This window comes from Maricaulis maris MCS10 (assembly GCF_000014745.1).
GTDB classification, from domain to species: domain Bacteria; phylum Pseudomonadota; class Alphaproteobacteria; order Caulobacterales; family Maricaulaceae; genus Maricaulis; species Maricaulis maris_A.
This window is the reverse complement of sequence record NC_008347.1, coordinates 3095949-3114642: the sequence shown is the minus strand read 5'-3', so window position 1 is coordinate 3114642 and position 18694 is coordinate 3095949. Positions and strand designations below refer to the sequence as shown.

Annotated in this window: 18 protein-coding genes; 14 read left to right on the top strand and 4 right to left on the bottom strand. The window is 61.7% G+C overall.

All coding sequences use genetic code 11. The features are described from left to right. Nucleotides 1-108: 108 nt before the first annotated feature. From MMAR10_RS14565 to MMAR10_RS14500, 14 genes are all read left to right on the top strand, one after another. Nucleotides 109-546 (top strand): DUF2141 domain-containing protein, encoded by a 438-nt coding sequence (locus MMAR10_RS14565; RefSeq protein WP_011644750.1) that lies wholly within the window; start codon nucleotides 109-111, stop codon nucleotides 544-546. Between the two features lie 9 nt (nucleotides 547-555). Then, complete coding sequence (locus MMAR10_RS14560) at nucleotides 556-2070, top strand: carotenoid oxygenase family protein (RefSeq protein ID WP_011644749.1); 1515 nt, start codon at nucleotides 556-558, stop codon at nucleotides 2068-2070. A gap of 145 nt (nucleotides 2071-2215) precedes the next feature. Continuing rightward, a complete protein-coding gene (locus MMAR10_RS14555; protein WP_190273934.1) occupies nucleotides 2216-2920 on the top strand; it encodes a DUF3108 domain-containing protein in 705 nt (234 codons plus the stop codon). A 51-nt stretch (nucleotides 2921-2971) separates the two neighbouring features. Then, nucleotides 2972-3841 carry a DUF1036 domain-containing protein gene (locus MMAR10_RS14550; RefSeq protein ID WP_011644747.1) on the top strand — a complete coding sequence of 290 codons (870 nt, stop codon included), beginning with the start codon at nucleotides 2972-2974 and terminating at the stop codon, nucleotides 3839-3841. Nucleotides 3842-3955: 114 nt separating this feature from the next. Next, nucleotides 3956-4384: a TQO small subunit DoxD gene (locus MMAR10_RS16505; RefSeq protein ID WP_011644746.1), complete on the top strand. Its 429-nt coding sequence runs from the start codon at nucleotides 3956-3958 to the stop codon at nucleotides 4382-4384. A gap of 84 nt (nucleotides 4385-4468) precedes the next feature. Continuing rightward, entirely contained in the window at nucleotides 4469-5839 is a 1371-nt protein-coding gene (locus MMAR10_RS14540) for a hypothetical protein (RefSeq protein WP_011644745.1), read from the top strand. Between the two features lie 101 nt (nucleotides 5840-5940). After that, nucleotides 5941-7140, top strand: coding sequence for an ADP-forming succinate--CoA ligase subunit beta (sucC, locus tag MMAR10_RS14535; protein ID WP_011644744.1), 1200 nt, complete (start codon nucleotides 5941-5943; stop codon nucleotides 7138-7140). Continuing rightward, a complete protein-coding gene (gene sucD, locus MMAR10_RS14530; protein ID WP_011644743.1) occupies nucleotides 7140-8048 on the top strand; it encodes a succinate--CoA ligase subunit alpha in 909 nt (302 codons plus the stop codon). Before sucC ends, sucD begins: the two co-directional genes overlap by 1 nt. A gap of 188 nt (nucleotides 8049-8236) precedes the next feature. Continuing rightward, nucleotides 8237-11221: a 2-oxoglutarate dehydrogenase E1 component gene (locus tag MMAR10_RS14525; RefSeq protein ID WP_011644742.1), complete on the top strand. Its 2985-nt coding sequence runs from the start codon at nucleotides 8237-8239 to the stop codon at nucleotides 11219-11221. A 36-nt stretch (nucleotides 11222-11257) separates the two neighbouring features. Continuing rightward, nucleotides 11258-12781 carry a 2-oxoglutarate dehydrogenase complex dihydrolipoyllysine-residue succinyltransferase gene (odhB, locus tag MMAR10_RS14520; RefSeq protein ID WP_011644741.1) on the top strand — a complete coding sequence of 508 codons (1524 nt, stop codon included), beginning with the start codon at nucleotides 11258-11260 and terminating at the stop codon, nucleotides 12779-12781. Nucleotides 12782-12791: 10 nt separating this feature from the next. Beyond that, on the top strand, nucleotides 12792-13238 hold the full coding sequence (locus tag MMAR10_RS14515) for a hypothetical protein (protein ID WP_011644740.1): 447 nt from the start codon (nucleotides 12792-12794) through the stop codon (nucleotides 13236-13238). A 4-nt stretch (nucleotides 13239-13242) separates the two neighbouring features. Continuing rightward, the gene (locus MMAR10_RS14510) at nucleotides 13243-13779 is read left to right on the top strand and encodes a hypothetical protein (RefSeq protein ID WP_150099801.1); all 537 of its coding nucleotides are present in this window, start codon (nucleotides 13243-13245) and stop codon (nucleotides 13777-13779) included. A 99-nt stretch (nucleotides 13780-13878) separates the two neighbouring features. Further along, nucleotides 13879-15279 (top strand): dihydrolipoyl dehydrogenase, encoded by a 1401-nt coding sequence (gene lpdA, locus MMAR10_RS14505; RefSeq protein ID WP_011644738.1) that lies wholly within the window; start codon nucleotides 13879-13881, stop codon nucleotides 15277-15279. A 212-nt stretch (nucleotides 15280-15491) separates the two neighbouring features. Continuing rightward, nucleotides 15492-16055 (top strand): GNAT family N-acetyltransferase, encoded by a 564-nt coding sequence (locus tag MMAR10_RS14500; protein WP_011644737.1) that lies wholly within the window; start codon nucleotides 15492-15494, stop codon nucleotides 16053-16055. A gap of 29 nt (nucleotides 16056-16084) precedes the next feature. Here MMAR10_RS14500 and MMAR10_RS14495 read toward each other — a convergent pair whose 3' ends face one another. The 4 genes from MMAR10_RS14495 to MMAR10_RS14480 form a co-directional block, all read right to left on the bottom strand. Then, a complete protein-coding gene (locus tag MMAR10_RS14495; RefSeq protein ID WP_011644736.1) occupies nucleotides 16085-16384 on the bottom strand; it encodes a winged helix-turn-helix domain-containing protein in 300 nt (99 codons plus the stop codon). Then, a complete protein-coding gene (locus MMAR10_RS14490) occupies nucleotides 16385-16999 on the bottom strand; it encodes a hypothetical protein (RefSeq protein WP_011644735.1) in 615 nt (204 codons plus the stop codon). Between the two features lie 94 nt (nucleotides 17000-17093). Further along, nucleotides 17094-18029: a tyrosine recombinase XerC gene (locus MMAR10_RS14485; protein WP_011644734.1), complete on the bottom strand. Its 936-nt coding sequence runs from the start codon at nucleotides 18027-18029 to the stop codon at nucleotides 17094-17096. Continuing rightward, on the bottom strand, nucleotides 18011-18688 hold the full coding sequence (locus tag MMAR10_RS14480) for a DUF484 family protein (RefSeq protein ID WP_011644733.1): 678 nt from the start codon (nucleotides 18686-18688) through the stop codon (nucleotides 18011-18013). The genes MMAR10_RS14485 and MMAR10_RS14480 overlap by 19 nt, the downstream gene beginning before the upstream one ends. Nucleotides 18689-18694: the final 6 nt, after the last annotated feature.

Sequence of the window (18694 nt, the reverse complement as noted above, 5' to 3'; positions counted from 1 at the left end):
CGAAGCCTGACAGCCCGTTTGCGCAAATGCAGTCGCACCCGGGAGCGGCACCCGTCATCACTGTTTCCAACAAGCCGGGGCGTCCCCGGCCCAACCGGAGAAATGACGATGAACATGATGACACACGCTCTGTTGGCTACCGTCCTGACGACCGCGATGGCGAGCCAGGCAACCGCCGCTGAGGGCGCGGCAACATTGACCCTGGAGATCGGCAGCGTTGCACCGACGGACGGTTTCTTGATGGTCGGGCTCTACAACAGCGAAGCCGGCTGGAATGACGGTACGGCCATCGCCGGTACGCGTGCTGTTGTCGACGGTAACCAGGTCACCGTTGTCTTTGCCGACCTGCCGACCGGAACATACGGCGTGAAAATGTATCACGACGTCGATGCAGACGGCGAAATGGATACCAATCTGATGGGCATTCCCAGCGAGCCGTTTGCGTTCTCGAACAATGCACGCGGCCGGTTTGGCCCGCCCGAATGGACCGCTGCTGCCTTCGAGCTCTCCGTCGACGGGTCCGTTCACACAATCAGTTTCGAATAGGAGGTAAGCATGGCGACGACCTCACGCCGCGAGGCGCTCAAAATGCTGGCCGCCGCCGGAGGCGTCGCTGCCATGCCGGCGCCTGCCGCGGCACGCCAGGTGGATCCGGTGTTTGCCGACTACCAAACCGCCAGCCAGACCGATCCCTGGACGCTTGTTGTCAGGGATGCTCCGGCCAATGGCTTCGACAGTCAGGCGACCCTTGTTTCCGGATCCGCTCCTGACGGCCTGGCAGGCACCTTGTTTCGCAACGGACCGGGTCGGTTCTCGCGACAGGACTGGCGCTATCGACACTGGTTTGATGGCGATGGCTTTCTGCAATCCTGGACATTTGACGCCGAGGGGCTGCGCCATCGCGGCCGGTTTATCCAGACTGTTAAATGGCAGGCCGAGGAAGCCGCTGGCCGCTTTATCCTGCCAGCGCTTGCATCCGTGCCGCCCCAGCCAGGCGGCCTCAGCGGACCCGATGACATGAATGTCGCCAACACATCGGTCCTGTTGCTGGGTGATGAGTTGCTGGCCCTCTGGGAGGGTGGTTCTGCCTGGTCGATCGATCCAGACACCCTCGAGAGCCAGGGCGCTCGGCGCTGGGGTGGCGGGCTCGATGGCGTTCCCTTCTCGGCGCACCCAAAGCGCGAGGCAGGCAGCGGAATCGTCTGGAATTTCGGGCAGGACGCGATGCGCGATCGCATGATCATCTGGAAAGTCGGGCCGGATGGCGCCCTGCTGGACGCGGGCATTGTCGAAGATGTTCCCGGCGGGATGGTGCATGACTTTGTGATCACAGAGCATTCGCTGGTCTTTCTGGTCGGAAGCTACCGGTTCCAGCAGATGCGCCTGCCCTTCCTCGACAGTTTCGCCTTCGACGCTGAGGCACCGATGCTGGCGATCGCGATCGACAAGAATGACTGGAGCCGTCGCCGTACCTGGGAATTGCCACCCGGCTTCCTGTTCCATTTCGGCGGCGCCTGGGAAGAAGCAGACGGCACGATTCGGCTCGATGCAGCCCTGTCCCAGGATGCGCGTTTTGCGATGGCGGGGGCCTACGACATCATGCGAGGCTTGGCTGAAACCCAAACTGACTCGCAAGCGCGTCACATGCAGGTGACACTCGCGCCTGGTGGACGCAGCCGGATCGAGTCACTCGGGGATGGTTTCATCGAATTTCCGCAAATTGATCCGCGCTTGACCGGTTTGCGTCGCCGTGAAACCTGGCACATTGCTTGGGATGTCGACCAGCCGCGCGGTGCCACCCGTATCGAGCGCCGAAACCTCCACACCGGAGAACGCGATGCATTCGATCATGGTGGTTCAGTATTCGTCGAGGAGCCGCTCTTCATTCCTGCGTCTCCAACGGCGCCGGAAGGTGAGGGGTGGATCCTGCACACAGCCTTGAACACGCATGCCGAACAGACCGAGCTGCATGCCTTCAACGCACAGCATTTGTCGGATGGCCCTGTTGCCAGCTGGCGCTTGCCCTATGCCTGTCCGTTCGGTTTCCACGGCTGTTGGCGGCCAGGCTGATCATTGTCACATCGTGCCGAGTTAATGTGTCGGACAGTCAAGCGAAACCCAATGCGTGAAAGCCTGCTGTCCCGGCTCGGGCGTTGGGAGACGACTTATGAAAAACCTCTGCCTGGCTGCGGTTTTCGCAGCGAGTTTCATCGCCATGCCTGCCGCGGCGCAGGATGAAGGCTGGAGGTCCCGGCTGGACCGCGACGCCCTGGCGACCGGAGAGATCTATCTCGAACTTCAATATGAAGGCCAGGCGGACGGCTTCATGCGCTTTGGCTGGCACGCCGACGGTGATGAAATCGCCATCTATGACCGCACCATGTGGGCGTCGCGTGAGATCTACGAGACGCAGGAGGCGAGGGTTCGCCTGGCCGACCTGGAGCCGGTCTCGGTCGACATCCGCTTTCATCAGGGCGGACATTACTTTGTCATCGACGGTGACTTTGAACCGGGCCGGGCGACGGGCAGAACGCGCGTGGTGCGTCCCGGGCAGGAAGCGGTCAATCATGCGATCGACACACCCCTGCCGGATGGGGCCATTTTGCGCGCGAGCTTCTTTATCCTGGCTGCTGCGCTACCCATGGAGATTGGCGACGAAGTTTCCTTCCGCTGGTATGCGCCTTTGGGCAATTCGACGGCCGAAGTGACTTTGAGTGCCGTCGAGGCAGTGCAGGTTGAAACGCCTGCGGGCACGTTCGCCACCCATCGAATCGAACAGCGAGGCGGCACGCCCGCCAACGATATTTTCATAGACCGCGAAACCGGGCGCATCGTGCGGATCGACATTGGTGGCCAGCCGATGCGATTTGTGGCGCCGGTGCTTGTCGGGGCCGCCTCTGGGGCCGGCCCAAACAATTGACCACCGGGTGCAATTCTGCGACGTCCAGTGGCAAGTCACGGAGTTACCCCAATGCCTTCCCTTCGCCTCCTTGCCCCTCGTCTTCTTGCCGCTGCCGTGGTGTCCGGTTTGCTGTCGCTCGTATCGCCAAGCGAGGCGCTGGCCCAACGCGATGTCCTGCTCAATATCTGCAATGAGACCGGTTTCAGTGTCGCCATTGCCTCCGCCTATCGCACGACCGCTGCGGACGACCGGACATTGCGCAGCTGGTTCTTGGTCGAGCCCGGCGAATGCCTGGAAGGGGCCGTCAACAATGTGGTCGGGGCCACGCTGGACGTGCATGTGATGTCCGGCGAGTGGCGTTGGCCTGCCCGTACAAGTGATGCCGTCTATTGTACGCCGGCCGGTTCGACCTTCGCCCTGGCGACTGGCGAGCCTTGCTCGGGAGCACGGCAGGCCCGCAACTATATACGCCTGCCTATCGGCGCCAGCCGTTACCGAGGCATTGGCCAGGTGGATTACCGGGTGCGTTGTGAGAGCCTCTCGGCCGAAGACGCCGCACTTTGCGTTGGAGCGCCGCGCGACGAGCGCGGTATGGCCCAGATCGTCCGCACGCTTGAGGTCTGTCATGGCGGTCAGCGAGAAGTGGAAGCGGTGGTGCTGCTGGATCGCACGTCCGGCGGGTTCGAACTTGCCGCGCGTCAGTCCCTGGCCGCCGGTGAATGCGCTGACCTCTATCGAGGCTTCCCGCCCGGCAATCGCGTTTTTGTCGGTACGGTTGGCCGCAATCTCGATGGCGGCAGCCTTGGCGCCTGTCTGCCCGAAACCGCGGACGGGCCGGTTTTGGCCGATGGGGGCGTATGCGATGCGACGCGCAATGTCCGCCTCAACGCGCATGATTTCCGCCCGAATGTCTCGCGCTTCACGGCCTATCTCGATTAGTCGTTAGGGCGATCGAAGGCGTCATTCACCACGATTTTTCGCGCGATAGGTGCGTTTGATTGCTCCGGGTTCGCGGCTGCGGCATGGTCGGCCTGTAGTGACCCGGGGGGGTAGATGGACACGACCGGACAATCGGCACGGGCCGAGCGCTTTTTGCCGGACTGGATAGTCGGCGGCGCGATCAGGCTCGCCCTTGTGCCCGGGCTTTGGGCCTGGGGGCGTGCCAATGCGGACATCTGGCCGGCGGTCATGCCGGATACGATAGCGGCGGCTGCGATCTGGAATATTCCCGTTTTCTCGGCTTCCCAGACGGCGCAGATCGCGGTCTGGGGCGCGCAATTGATAGCATTTCTGTTGCTGGTTGGATTCCTTACCCGACTGGTCGGCTTCACCTTGCTGATTGCTTGTGCGATCTACGCCTTCTGGGTGATGCCGGAAGCGTGGACCTCGGTCGCGGTCATGGCGGCTGCCGGCTTCTACCTCTTTGCCCGCGGGGGCGGAGCCCTTTCCGTCGACGGGGCGATTGTCGCGACATTGCGATAGTCGCGCAGGCAGGCTTACAAAATCGCAAGAAGTACGACCGCAGAGTGTGGATGATCGGGATTGCCCGGGACGGATGGCCCACTCATGTCGCCAGAATTGCGTCAAAAGCTGAAAAAGGCCCTCGCCGGTCGGTCTTCTGTCGATATGGGCCAGTTCCAGTTTCTGAATCTGGAACGGGTCAAGGCCCGCGCCGGTTCGGACTGGCCGCGCTTGCGTGAGAAAGTCTACGAGACATCCACCCAGTTTATCGAGCGGCGGATCGAGCCGGACGATGTGATGTTGCGCGTGCAGGGCGGCTTTTTGATCATTTTCGGGGCGGCAGATGTCGAAGCGGCCGATGAAATGGTCGCCGCGATTTCAGGCGAGCTCAACTCGTTCTTTCTGGGCCAGTCGGACCTGACAGAGGTGCGAGCCGAGGGTGAGGCTCGCGATGTTCCCACCAGCGAGCTTCTGGACATTGTGGCGCGTTCGCAGCCGCATGAACCCGATGCCGAACCAGAAAGGTCTCGTGCTTCCGAGCCGGTGCGTGGCGGGGAAGTGGCGCCGCCCTGGCGCGCGGCGCCGACCAAGGAGCGCGACGATGAGGAGCGGACGCGCTGGGTGGAAGGGCCGAAGCCCGAGCCGCGTGCTCGACCGTCCATGATTGCCGGTGCCGCTCCGGCCTCCAGCGGTCCGCGACCGAGCTGGGATGACATCGTCTTCAAACCCTGCTGGGACAGCCAGAAGTCGGTGATAAGTCACAGCCTTTGTGTGGCACGCAAGGTGATTGACGGGTTTGCCTATTATGGTCGGGAAACCCTGTCCGGCGCCGCCGATCGCGACCAACACCGTCAGCTCGACCGGGCGATTGCCTTGGCAGCGCAGCGCGGGTTTCAGAGAGCCCGCGCTGCGGGCCACGCCAGCATGATCGTCGTACCGGTCCACTATGACAGCCTGTCATCGGTGTCCCGGCGGATGGAATATTTCAGTGTCTTGCACCCCATTCCCGAGCCGGCGCGGAAGTTTTTCCTGCTGCGGGTGGACGGTATTCCCGATGGTGCGCCGATGGCGCAAATGCAGGAAGTATTCCGGTCGATGAAGCATTTCGGGGCCTATGTCCTGGCGCACCATTCGTTCGGATCGAAGCGACTGGATCGCTTCGAAAGCTGCGGCATCGGCGTGCTCAGCGCCGAGACTCCCAAGCGCCTCAATGATGGCAGTGTCAGCGAGCTGGACTTGTTGTCCTGTGTGGAATGGGTGGCGGCCGCCCGGTCGCTGACCGCTGAAACCTGTCTCACCCAGATCAGCAGTCCGGCCTTGGTGGAGGCGGCGATGTCGGCCGGTATCCGCTATTTTTCAGGGCCGATCATCGGGAAGGAGACTGATCAACCCGCGCCGGCCCGACGCCTCGGCTTGGCCGAAATCCTCAATCCGCCGGCAGATGACGACGATGGCGGCACATTCGAGATTGACTGACAATTACCCGTCGCGAGTGCGTTGCACCGCAGCAGCCCAGTGCTATAAGGCGAGTCCATTCTGGCCGTTTTGTCGCTTCCTTCCTCCCGCGAGGCCCCTACATGAATATCCACGAACACCAGGCGAAAGCCGTTCTGAAATCCTTTGGCGCTCCGGTCGCTGAGGGTGTTGCCATTTTCTCTGCCGATGAGGCTGCTGCGGCGGCTGATCAGCTGCCCGGCCCGCTCTGGGTGGTGAAATCGCAAATCCACGCCGGTGGACGCGGCAAGGGCAAGTTCAAGGAACTTGGTTCCGACGCCAAGGGCGGTGTCCGCCTCGCCTTCTCCAAGGAAGACGTGGTCAAGAACGCCAAGGAAATGCTCGGCAATACGCTGGTCACGCACCAGACCGGCCCTGAGGGCAAACGGGTCAATCGCCTCTATATCGAGGACGGCGCCGACATCGCCACCGAGCTCTATTGCTCGCTGCTGGTGAATCGCGAAACCGGCCAGGTCGCCTTTGTCGTCTCCACCGAAGGCGGGATGGATATCGAGGAAGTAGCGGCAGAAACGCCGGAGAAGATCCAGACCATCGATATCGACCCGTCGACCGGCGTGACCGATGCCTCTGCCGCCGCTGTCTGCGACGCGCTGAAGCTGGAAGGCCAGGCGCGCGAGGACATGATGGGTCTGGCGAAGATCCTCTATACGGCCTTCTGCGAGAAGGACATGTCGATGCTGGAGATCAATCCGCTCATCGTCATGGACAATGGCCATGTCCGCGTTCTGGACGCCAAGGTCTCCTTCGACGGCAATGCACTCTTCCGTCACCCGGACATCATGGAGCTGCGTGACACGACCGAGGAAGACGAGAAGGAAATCGAGGCCTCCAAATATGACCTCGCCTATGTCGCCCTCGATGGTGATATCGGCTGCATGGTCAATGGTGCCGGTCTCGCCATGGCGACGATGGACATCATCAAGCTCTATGGCGCCGAGCCGGCCAACTTCCTCGATGTCGGTGGCGGTGCCACGACCGAAAAAGTCACGGCGGCCTTCAAGATCATCACCGCCGACCCGAACGTCAAAGGCATCCTGGTCAACATTTTCGGCGGCATCATGCGCTGTGACGTGATCGCCGAGGGCGTGGTTACTGCGGTCAAGGATGTCGGCCTTCAGGTCCCGCTCGTGGTTCGCCTCGAGGGCACAAATGTCGCCAAGGGCAAGCAGATCATCAATGAAAGCGGCCTCAACGTGATCGCCGCCGATGATCTCGACGACGCCGCCCAGAAAATTGTCGCCGCCGTGAAGGAGGCCAACTGATGTCGATCATCGTAGACAAGAACACCAAGGTCATCGTCCAGGGCCTTACCGGCAAGACGGGGACTTTTCACACCGAGCAGGCGCTCGAGTATTATGGCACACAGATGGTTGCCGGCGTTCACCCGAAGAAGGGTGGCGAGACCTGGTCGGCCGGCATGGACGGCGCAGCCTCCCTGCCGATCTTTGCCTCTGTCGGTGAAGCCAAGGAAGCCACAGGCGCCGATGCTTCAGTGATCTATGTACCGCCGGCCGGTGCCGGTGCGGCGATCATCGAAGCGATTGATGCCGAGATCCCCTTCATCGTCTGCATCACCGAAGGCATTCCGGTGATGGACATGGTCAAGGTCAAGGATCGCCTCGACAAGTCGTCCTCCATGCTGCTGGGCCCGAACTGTCCGGGCATCCTGACCCCGGAAGAGTGCAAGATCGGCATCATGCCGGGCTCGATCTTCAAGAAGGGCTCCGTGGGCGTGGTCTCGCGTTCGGGTACGCTGACCTATGAAGCCGTCTTCCAGACCTCGCAGGTCGGCCTCGGCCAGACCACGGCGGTCGGCATTGGCGGCGACCCGGTCAAGGGTACGGAATTCATCGACGTGCTCGAAAAATTCCTCGCCGACGACGAAACTAAGTCGATCATCATGATCGGTGAGATCGGTGGCTCGGCCGAAGAAGACGCCGCGCAATTCCTGGCTGATGAAGCCAAGAAGGGCCGCTCCAAGCCGACTGTCGGTTTCATCGCTGGTCGTACAGCTCCTCCGGGTCGCACGATGGGCCATGCCGGCGCCATCGTCTCCGGCGGCAAGGGCGGCGCGGAAGACAAGATCGCGGCCATGGAAGCGGCCGGTATCAAGGTCTCGCCGAGCCCGGCGCGCCTCGGAACGACATTGGCGGAATTGCTCAAGGGCTGATTGTCCGCAAGATTGTTGCAACAAAAGCCGCGCTCCGGACCTCCGGGGCGCGGTTTTGTTTTGTCACCCATTTGTCAGCAGACCCGCGTGAATCCCTTTCGTGTGGAGCGGATTGGGCATAGAGGGTTGGTTAACCCACTCGGTTTAACCCCATCCAGACACACTCCTGACTCAGGCCTCCCCCCAACATGTCTGACCAAAGCCGTTCCCAAGACAATCAGAACTTCCTGGACACCTCATTCCTCCAGGGTGCCAACGCCGTCTATCTCGAACAGATGGCCGCCGCCTATGCTTCGGACCCGAATTCGGTACCACCCAGCTGGAAGGCCTTTTTTGCCGCCCTGGGCGATGCGCCGGGCGACAGCTCGCATGCCGCACGTGGCCCTGCCTGGAAGCGCGCCGACTGGCCGCGGCAGGCCAATGGCGAAATGGTCTCGGCGCTGGGCGATATCGGTCCCGATGAAGGCGCGATGGTCGACAAGGTGGCCAGCCACGTCGCAGCCACCAATCCAGGTGCCAGTGCTGACGATGTCCGCAAGGCAACCCAGTCTTCGATCCGCGCCATCATGATGATCCGCGCCTACCGCATGCGCGGCCACCTGGCCGCGGATCTCGATCCGCTGGGGCTGACCGATTTCGGCTACCAGGCCGAGCTGGACCCGGCGACCTATGGCTTTACCGGTGCGGCGCTCGACGAAGACATTTTTATCGACGGCTATCTCGGTCTTGAGACTGCAACGCCGCGGGTCATGCTCGACATCCTCAAGCGCACCTATTGCGGACCGGTCGGCGTCGAGTTCATGCATATCTCGAATCCCGAAGAGAAGGCCTGGCTGCAGGAACGCTTCGAGGGGCCGGACAAGGACATCTCCTTCACCAAAGAAGGCAAGATCGCGATCCTGTCCAAATTGATCGAATGCGAACGCTTCGAGCAGTTCCTGCACAAGCGCTATCCGGGCACCAAGCGTTTCGGCGTGGATGGCGGTGAGAGCATGGTTCCGGCGCTCGAGCAGGTCATCAAGCGTGGCGGCTCGATGGGCGTCGAGGATATCATCATCGGCATGCCGCACCGCGGACGCCTGAACGTGCTCGCCTCGGTGATGGGCAAGCCCTACCACCAGATCTTCCATGAGTTCCAGGGTGGCAATACCCAGGGCGAGGAAGAGTTCGGTTCCGGTGACGTGAAGTATCACCTGGGGGCCTCGTCGGACCGCGAGTTTGACGGCAACAAGGTTCACTTGTCGCTGACCGCCAACCCATCCCACCTTGAAGCGGTTGACCCGGTCGTGCTTGGCAAGGCCCGGGCCAAGCAGGAAGAAAATTGCCGCAAGAAAGCGGGCACGCCGCGCTCGAGCGTGCTGCCGCTGCTGCTGCACGGCGATGCAGCCTTTGCCGGCCAGGGCATTGTGACGGAGTGTCTCGGCCTGTCCGGGCTGCGCGGCCATCGCACCGGCGGGGCGATCCACTTCATCGTCAACAACCAGATCGGCTTCACCACCGACCCCAAGGACAGCCGTTCCAGCCCGTATTGCTCGGATGTGGCCCTGATGGTCCAGGCACCGATTTTCCACGTCAATGGTGATGACCCGGAAGCGGTGACCCATGCCACCCGCATGGCGACGGAATACCGTCAGCTGTTCGGCAAGGACGTGGTCATCGACATGATCTGCTACCGCCGCTACGGCCACAATGAAGGCGATGATCCAACCTTCACCCAGCCGATCATGTACCGCATCATCAAGGACATGCCGCCGGTAAAAAAGAAGTATCAGGACCGGCTCCTGGCCGAAGGCGTGCTGACGGCCGCCGAAGCCGAGGCCATCGAGAACGAATTCGATACCTTCCTCGAAAAGGAATTCAACGCCGGCAAGGATTTCGAGCCCAAGAAGGCCGATTGGCTCGACGGGCGCTGGTCCGGTCTGGGTCTGGCCGAGGGCGATGACCGTCGCGGCGAAACGTCGGCGACCACCGAAAGCCTGATGACGGTCGGCATGGCGATGACCGAGATCCCCGAAGGGATCAACATCCACCGCACGCTGAAACGCGTCATAGGCAGCCGCCGCGAAGCGATCGAGACTGGCACGGGCATTGACTGGGCGACCGCTGAACACCTGGCCTTCGGCACCCTCCTGACAGAGGGATTCCCGGTTCGCCTGTCGGGTCAGGATTGCGGCCGCGGTACATTCTCGCAGCGCCATTCGCACATCATCGACCAGGAAAACGCCGAGAAATACACGCCGCTAAACCATCTCACGCCGGACCAGAAAAAGTATGAGGTCATCGACTCCATGCTGTCCGAAGAGGCTGTTCTGGGGTTTGAGTACGGCTACTCGCTGTCGGCACCGAACACGCTGGTCATGTGGGAGGCCCAGTTCGGTGACTTCACCAATGGCGCCCAGGTGATCATTGATCAGTTCATCTCGTCCGGTGAGCGCAAATGGCTGCGCATGTCCGGTCTGACCATGTTGTTGCCGCACGGCTATGAGGGGCAGGGGCCCGAGCACTCTTCAGCCCGCCCTGAACGCTTCCTGCAGCTGTGCGCGGAAGACAATATGCAGGTCGCCAATTGCTCGACGCCGGCGAACTATTTCCACATCCTGCGCCGCCAGATCCACCGCAACTTCCGGACGCCTCTGGTCATCATGACGCCCAAGAGCCTGTTGCGGCACAAGCGCTGTGTCTCGCAGCTCGCCGCCATGGGGCCGGGCTCGTCCTTCCACCGGGTGCTCTGGGATGATGCCGACGAGGCATCGCGTCCCGAGGGCGAGATCCGGCAGACTTCGGTCAAGCTGAAGGCCGATGACGAGATCCGGCGCGTCGTGCTGTGCACCGGCAAGGTCTATTATGATCTGCTGGAAGAACGCGAAAGCCGGGGCACAGACGATGTCTACCTGATGCGGGTCGAGCAGCTCTATCCCTTCCCCTACAAGGCATTGATCGCCGAGCTCGGGCGTTTCCCGAACGCCGAGATCGTCTGGTGCCAGGAAGAGCCGCGCAATATGGGCTACTGGACCTTTGTCGAGCCGAATATCGAGTTTGTGCTGGGCAAGGTCGGCGGAGCCGCCCAACGGCCACGCTATGTCGGCCGAGCGCCGACGGCCTCGACGGCGACTGGCATCGCCTCCAAGCACAAGCAGCAACAAGACGCCCTGGTCGACGAAGCCCTGTCGTAAGGGCCGACCAACCTTTTTGAAGGAAAGACGAGAGACATGACCGATATCACCGTGCCGCAGCTCGGCGAGAGCGTCACCGAAGCCACCGTGGGCAGCTGGATGGTCAAGACCGGCGACGCGGTCTCCCGGGATGATGTCCTGGTTGAGTTGGAAACCGACAAGGTCGCTGTTGAAGTCCGTGCTGAAGCGGACGGAGTGATGGGTGAGATTTTCGCCGCCGAAGGCGACAATGTTGAAATTGGCGCCAAGCTGGCTGTGATCGAAGCTGCTGGCAGTGATGCAGCAGCCAAGAGCGAACCGGCTGAAGACAGCAGTGATCCGGCACCGATGGCCGCTGCGGAACCGGACGTCAAAGAGTCCAAAGCCGCCGGCTCGGCTGAGACCGTCGAAGCCACCGTGCCGCAGATGGGTGAAAGCGTAACCGAGGGAACAATCGGAGCCTGGCTCGTGAAAGCCGGTGACTCGGTGGAGATCGACCAGGCGCTGGTCGAGATCGAAACCGACAAGGTGGCGGTTGAAGTTCCGTCTCCCGTTGCTGGTGTTGTCTCCGAGCTGTTGGTAGCCGAGGGCGACACGGTTGCGCCTGGCGATGCGGTCGCCCGCATTGGCGAGGGGGGCGCCGCCCAAGCAGCGCCGAGCGCTGAAAGCCAGCCGTCCGAGGGCTCGACAGACACAAAGACCATGCCGTCTGCCGCCCGGGTCATCGAAGAGAACAGGCTGGATGCTGGTGCGATCACCGGATCGGGCAAGGACGGCCGCATTACCAAGGGTGACGCATTGAAGGCTGCTGCTGGTGCGCCGGCTGCGCCAAAAGCCGCTCCGGCGGCTGCCGCCGCGCCGGTCGCTCCCCGCGAGACGGGACCACGCGAAGAACGGGTCCGTATGACCCGCCTGCGCCAGACAATCGCCAAGCGGCTCAAGGATGCCCAGAACGCCGCTGCCATCCTGACCACCTATAATGAAGCCGACATGTCGGCGATCATGGCGGCCCGAAAGGCGCACCAGGAGGCCTTCGTGGCCAAGCATGGCGTCAAGCTGGGCTTCATGAGCTTCTTCGTGAAGGCTTGTTGCCACGCGCTGAAGGAAGTGCCGGCGGTCAATGCCGAAATCGACGGCACCGACATCATCTACAAGAATTACTATGACATGGGTGTCGCAGTCGGCACCGATCGCGGCCTGGTCGTACCGGTCGTGCGTGACGCCGACCAGATGACCCTGGCGGAGATCGAGAAAGAGATCATCCGGCTGGGCAAGCGGGCGCGTGACGGCAAGCTTTCGATCGACGAAATGCAGGGCGCGACCTTCACCATCTCGAATGGCGGCGTGTACGGCTCGCTGATGTCGATGCCGATCCTCAATGCGCCTCAGTCAGGCATTCTGGGTATGCACAAGATCCAGGAACGCCCGATGGCCGAGAATGGTCAGGTTGTCATCAAACCCATGATGTACCTTGCTCTTTCGTACGATCACCGAATTGTCGACGGCAAGGAAGCGGTTACCTACCTCGTGCGGGTAAAGGAAAACCTGGAAGATCCACAACGCATGATGTTCGACCTGTAGAGGCTCCGCGATGCCGCGGCTTCGACAAGCGCTCATCGTTCTGGCGATCTTGCGGGGCGCATATGGGCTCCGCTCGCCGCTTGCCGGGTATCTGCACCAGCTGGGCCTGGAAGGCCAGCTTGGCTTTACCGGCGCTGTCACGCGGACACTCGCCGAAACGGGGGTGCTGCTGTCGGCTTTGGCGCTTGTGGTCCAGCTTGGCTATTTCGTCGTCGCCTGGGCTTTCTGGCGCAGTTCGAAATGGTTGGTCTGGATTGCCCTGGCAGTCTATCTGGTCGATCAGGCCATGTGGATCGGTTTCAGCCTGCGCCCGGAGGATGTTGCGGCTCACGAACAGGAGCGGGTCGACCAGAATTTTGATCCGGAATTCCTGGACTGGGCCATGTTCACGCTTGAAACTCTCATAGCGGCCGGTGCGCTGGCTCTGGGGGTTCGGGCAGCAACGGGGCGGAATTGATCGCTTGCGCGGATTTGACGGCATGGCTCCGGCTCGCCAAGCTTGGACGGCACGGAATGCGCTTGGCACGAGGGGCCTGGATGTGACAGTAAAATCGGGGCTGGTCGTGGCGAGGTGGTTGCTGGCATTTGGCATTGGTGCCTGGGCAATCAATCAGATCATGTCCGCCGCGGACGTCCTGGCGATCAAGTTCGGGGATGCGATATCGGCAGGTATTGACCCGAGTCTGATTATCATCGTCGAGTCCATGGGACCGTTCCTCGTATTGCTTACCGTGGCGAACGCCACCTGCTATGCGGCGAGTACCGTGCTTCTGATCGGCCGGTTTGCCGCGGCCTTGCCGGTTTATGCCGCCGCGATGGTCTTTGATCTGACGGGGTGGGTCGTCTACTCGTCAAACTCGATTTACGATTTCTGGGCAGCATCCACCTCCGAGCCTGCGGATTGGGTCGTGAACGGGCTGCTCATGGTCGGGCTGATTGTCATGATCTTGCTTCGACAAGCCGGGGTCTTGCCCCGCCACGTGATTAAAGCCGGTTGATCAGCTGCAGCAGCGACGTTTAACCCCCTAACACAGGGCCCCCGGCAGGGGCATATAGAATTCAAAGGCCGCAATGGCGGCAAACAGAGCGAGGCGAGCATGTCCGACACGTATGATATCGTAATCATTGGCGGCGGCCCCGGCGGCTATAATTGTGCCATTCGTGCCGGACAGCTTGGCTTGAAGACGGCCTGCGTCGAGATGCGTGGCACGCTGGGCGGCACCTGTCTGAATGTCGGCTGCATTCCGTCAAAAGCGTTGCTGCATGCCTCTGAGTTATACGAAGTGGCCGGCTCCCAGTTCGCCAACCTCGGCATCAAGACCGGGGCGATCGAACTCGATCTCGATGCCATGCTCGGGCAAAAGGACGAAGCGGTCGATGGGCTGACGAAGGGGATTGAATTCCTCTTCAAGAAGAACGGCGTCGAATATATCCGTGGGCGCGGTCGGATTGCCGGACCGGGCAAGGTCGAAGTCGACGCCGAGGGCGGCAAGTCGACGCTTGAGACGAAAAATATCGTCATCGCCACCGGGTCGGAAGTGACCCCCCTGCCAGGCGTAACCATCGACGAGAAGCGGGTTGTCTCATCAACCGGCGCTCTGGCGCTTGAGCAAGTGCCCGACAAGCTCGTTCTGATCGGCGCCGGCGTTATCGGGCTGGAGCTCGGTTCGGTCTGGCGCCGGCTGGGTGCGCAGGTGACGGTGGTCGAGTATCTCGACCGAATTCTGCCAGGCATGGACAGCGAGCTCGCCAAGACGGCGCAGCGGACTTTTGCCAAGCAGGGCATGGACTTCAAGCTGGGCACTAAGGTGACCGGTGTGGACACTTCCGGTGACAGGCTGGGCGTCACACTGGAACCGGCCGCTGGGGGCGAAGCAGAAACGATCGAAGCCGACACAGTCTTGGTGTGTATCGGTCGCCGCCCCTTCACAGACGGGCTGGGGCTGGAAACGGTTGGCATCGAGACAGACCAGCGCGGCTTCATTGCCAATGATCAATACCGGACCTCGGCTGAGAATGTCTGGGTCGTCGGTGATTGCACGCACGGACCTATGCTGGCGCACAAGGCCGAGGACGAAGGTGTCGCCTGCGCCGAGCGAATTGCCGGCAAGGCGGGGCATGTGAATTACGGTGTTATCCCGGGCGTCGTTTACACAGCTCCGGAGATTGCCAGCGTCGGGCTCACCGAGGATGAGCTCAAAAAGTCAGGCCGCAAGTACAAGAAGGGCAAGTTTCCCTTCCAGGCCAATTCACGAGCGCGCACCAATCATGCAACCGACGGATTTGTGAAAATCCTTGCCGACGCCGAAACCGACGAAATTCTGGGCGCCCACATGATCGGCGCCAATGTTGGTGAAATGATAGGCGAGCTGTGCGTCGCTATGGAGTTTCGGGCGGCATCTGAAGACATCGCCCGAACCTGCCATCCTCACCCGACGCTGACCGAGGCCATCCGACAGGCCGCGATGGGTGTCGAAGGCTGGACAATGCAGTCCTGACCCGCCCGCCAGCCGGATGACGTGATTTTGCGTCATCCCCAGTATAAACGTCATCACAATGTCGCGGGGGTAGGCGATCAGGGGGTAGTCGTGATTTCGGTGTGAGTCGGCGATCCTTGCCAAGGCAGGAGTAGGCGGCCGGGCCGAGGCGCGATAGGATGGGGTGTCTGATCGTGTGCGGGCGAGTCGGGCAGGTCTGAACAATTGGGGTCATGGATTACACGCTGATGCCGAAGCTGATCGAAATCGCTTCGCCGCGCTTGCGGCTTGTGGCGCTCAATCAAGAGCTTGCAACCACGCAGCTTGAAGATCGGGCGGCTTTTTTCCGTTTGCTCGGCGTTGATCCCGAACCGGCCTGGCCCCCGGAATTGATGGATCAGCAGACCATGGAGTGGACCCGGGACCGGCTCCGTGCCTCACCGGCGGATACGGGCTGGTACTCATGGATCTATATCTCGCCAGTGATGAACAGGCTGCTGGGGACCGGCGGATTCAAAGGCGCGCCGGATGCCGATGGTGCCGTCGAAATCGGATACTCGATGCTGACGTCCTATCGCGAACAAGGGCTTGCCACTGAAGGGGTGATGGCATTGCTCGACTGGGCCTATACGCATGAGCGTGTGACATCGGTAGTCGCTCACACGCGCGATGACCGGGACGCCTCTCACCGTGTGCTCGAAAAAGCGGGCTTTGTTCAGGGCGAAACCCGGTGTTCCGATGATGCTGGCCATGACGTGATCGCCTGGCACCACACACCGAACCGCTCCAAGCCCTGAGTGCGCACCGGCAGGGCCGCCGCCGGGGGTCAGGGCTGTATCAGCGACCGCAATTGATCGAGATAGTGCAGCCAGGCGGTTCGGCCGGATTCCGTCAATGACGCGCGGGTCTGCGGTTTGCGGTCCACGAAGCTTTTTTCGATGGCGATATAGCCGGCTTCTTCCAGCTTTCGAAGGTGAACCGAAAGATTGCCGTCGGACGCGTTGGTGCGCGTCTTGATCTCACCAAAGGTCGCTTCACTGGTCGCCGACAGATAGGCCATCACGGCCAGTCGCAGCTTGCCGTGAATCACGTCATCAAGATTTGTCGCGTCGAAACTGTCAGCCATTCATCCGGCCTCCGCCGCCGGCTCCCTGCGCAGTAGCACTACTCCTGGAATGATGGCCAGCAGGCCGACTGTGGCCGCCGAAAAAAGATAGAGGCCTGGCGTGCCGGTCAGGCTGAGGCCGACGCCGCTGGCGAGCCAAGCCAGGACGGCCGTCCCGTGCATCCAGCGGGCGCCGCCCAATTGGGCGCTGATGTGGAATGAAAGCCCATATCCGGCAAATGCGACCAAGGGGATTGTGTCGAACAGGATCGGATGGCCACGCCCAAGCAGGTTGGCAATGACTGCACCAATTGCATATGCGGCGACAGTCCAGGTCACGCCGCGCCAGGCAGCCGCCTCGCCGCGATTATTGACCGCACCGCGCCCGGGTTTGCCGCGCAGGCTGCGACCCAAAAGCGCCGAGCCGATCATGCCGATCACGCCATATGCCAGCCAGACTAGGCCGACGAATTGGCCGGGCACGCCAATGAGCCCGGTCATGATGGACCAGTGCGCCAGAAGAGCAGGAGCGGCCAGACCGCCCCACCAGACAAAAAAGCGGCCGCTCAGGGAGGGGGCGTGTTGTCCGCTGGCGGCGACATCGCGGAGAAATTCGAGATCGGATTGTTCTGCCATCATAAACCCTCAAGAACTTTGAAAAACAAAGTAACAAGAATTGGTGCCGCAGGCAAGGGAGCATTCCGCGGCCTGTTTGGGCTTGGATAGGGGCTTACCGCCGACGCGCGCGCGGGTGGGTCCCGTCATAAATGCTGAGGAGTCGGGCGCTCTCCACGTCGGCATAGATCTGCGTGGTGGAGAGGCTGGCGTGTCCTAGCAATTCCTGGATCGCCCTCAGATCACCGCCATGGGCCAGGAGGTGTGTCGCGAAGGCATGACGCAGGGCATGTGGCGTTGCCGTTTCGGGCAATCCGAGCCGGCCGCGCAATTCCTGCATCAAGGCCTGGACGCTGCGGGCAGACAGGTTGCCGCCACGAACGCCCCGAAAAAGGGCGGCATCATCCTTTGTCGCAAACGGGCACAGCGCGACATATTGTGAAATGGCCTCGGCGACAGCAGGCAGAACCGGAACTATTCGCGTCTTGTTGCCTTTTCCGGCGATGCGCAAAGTATCGCCGATCGGAAGATCATTTCCGGTCAGGCTCAGGGCTTCCGAGATTCGCAGGCCGCAGCCGTATAATAGCAAGAGAACGGCATTGTCTCGTGCCGAAACCCAATCCGGGCCTCCTCTGGCGCCGGTTTCTGCGAGCAGCGACTTCGCCGCCGATTCGCTGACCGGTTTCGGCGCTGAACGTAACAGCTTCGGGCTTTCGACGAGAGACAAGGCCGCATTGTCGACCCCCCACCGCCTTTTGGCATAATCAAAGAATGTGCGTATCGCCGATAGCGCCCTGGCAAGTGACCTTGCCGACAATCCGTCCCGGCGGCGCGACGCCATATAGGCTCGAAAGTCCCGCGACGACAGGTCGCCCAGCGTCATCAGATCGGGCAGGCGCCCGTGATGCTCACACAGGAATGCGCCAAAGTTATCGAGGTCGCGCTGGTAGGCGTCCAGCGTGCGCGGCGACAGTCGCCGCTCGCCGGACAGGTGGGCCAGGAATGCAGCAAGTGCGTCGGTCCAGGGCGTTTTCAGGTCTGGTGCAGCCATTGGACCACCATTCGCTCGACCGCCCGGGCGAGGAAATTGAGAAGCTCCGTCCCCTGTCCGGACTGGAACAGGTGGGCGTCGCGTGCCGCCAGGGCCATCAGCCCGTCTTGCCCGTTGAAATCCAGCCGCACAATGGCCTGCGAACTGACCCGCGCGCCCTGTTGGCCGTACAGGGCGTGCGCGTTCGCGGGATCGACCGGGCCCAGCAGTTCGACATGGTCGCCAAGAACATCGCCCACAAAACCGCTGGCGGCACCCAGAATCGATTCGGCAGCCTGCACTGGGGCGTGCCCCTCAATCAGTACTCGGCAAACGTCCACACCAAGTGCGCCGGTGAGCCGGTTGGACATCTTCTTGTCCAGCCCAGCCAGCGACTCGGCTTCCAGCAGGGCGAGCACGGCCATGTGGATCTGTGACTGGGTGGCCAGATTGGCGCGGGCGGTCTCGACGATTGACTCGTTCAATGACTTCAGTTGCCTGATCTCATGACGAAGCTTGTCCCGCGCCGCCGCACCCAGGTCGATAGCGCCGTCATCGCGATCGGTCTCGACAATCAGCGAAAACAGCTCGGCATCTTCGCGGACGAAATCCGGATTACTGATCAGAAACTCCCGGATCATGTCCGTATCGGATTGGGCGGTATTGTCGGACATGGTCATTGTCTC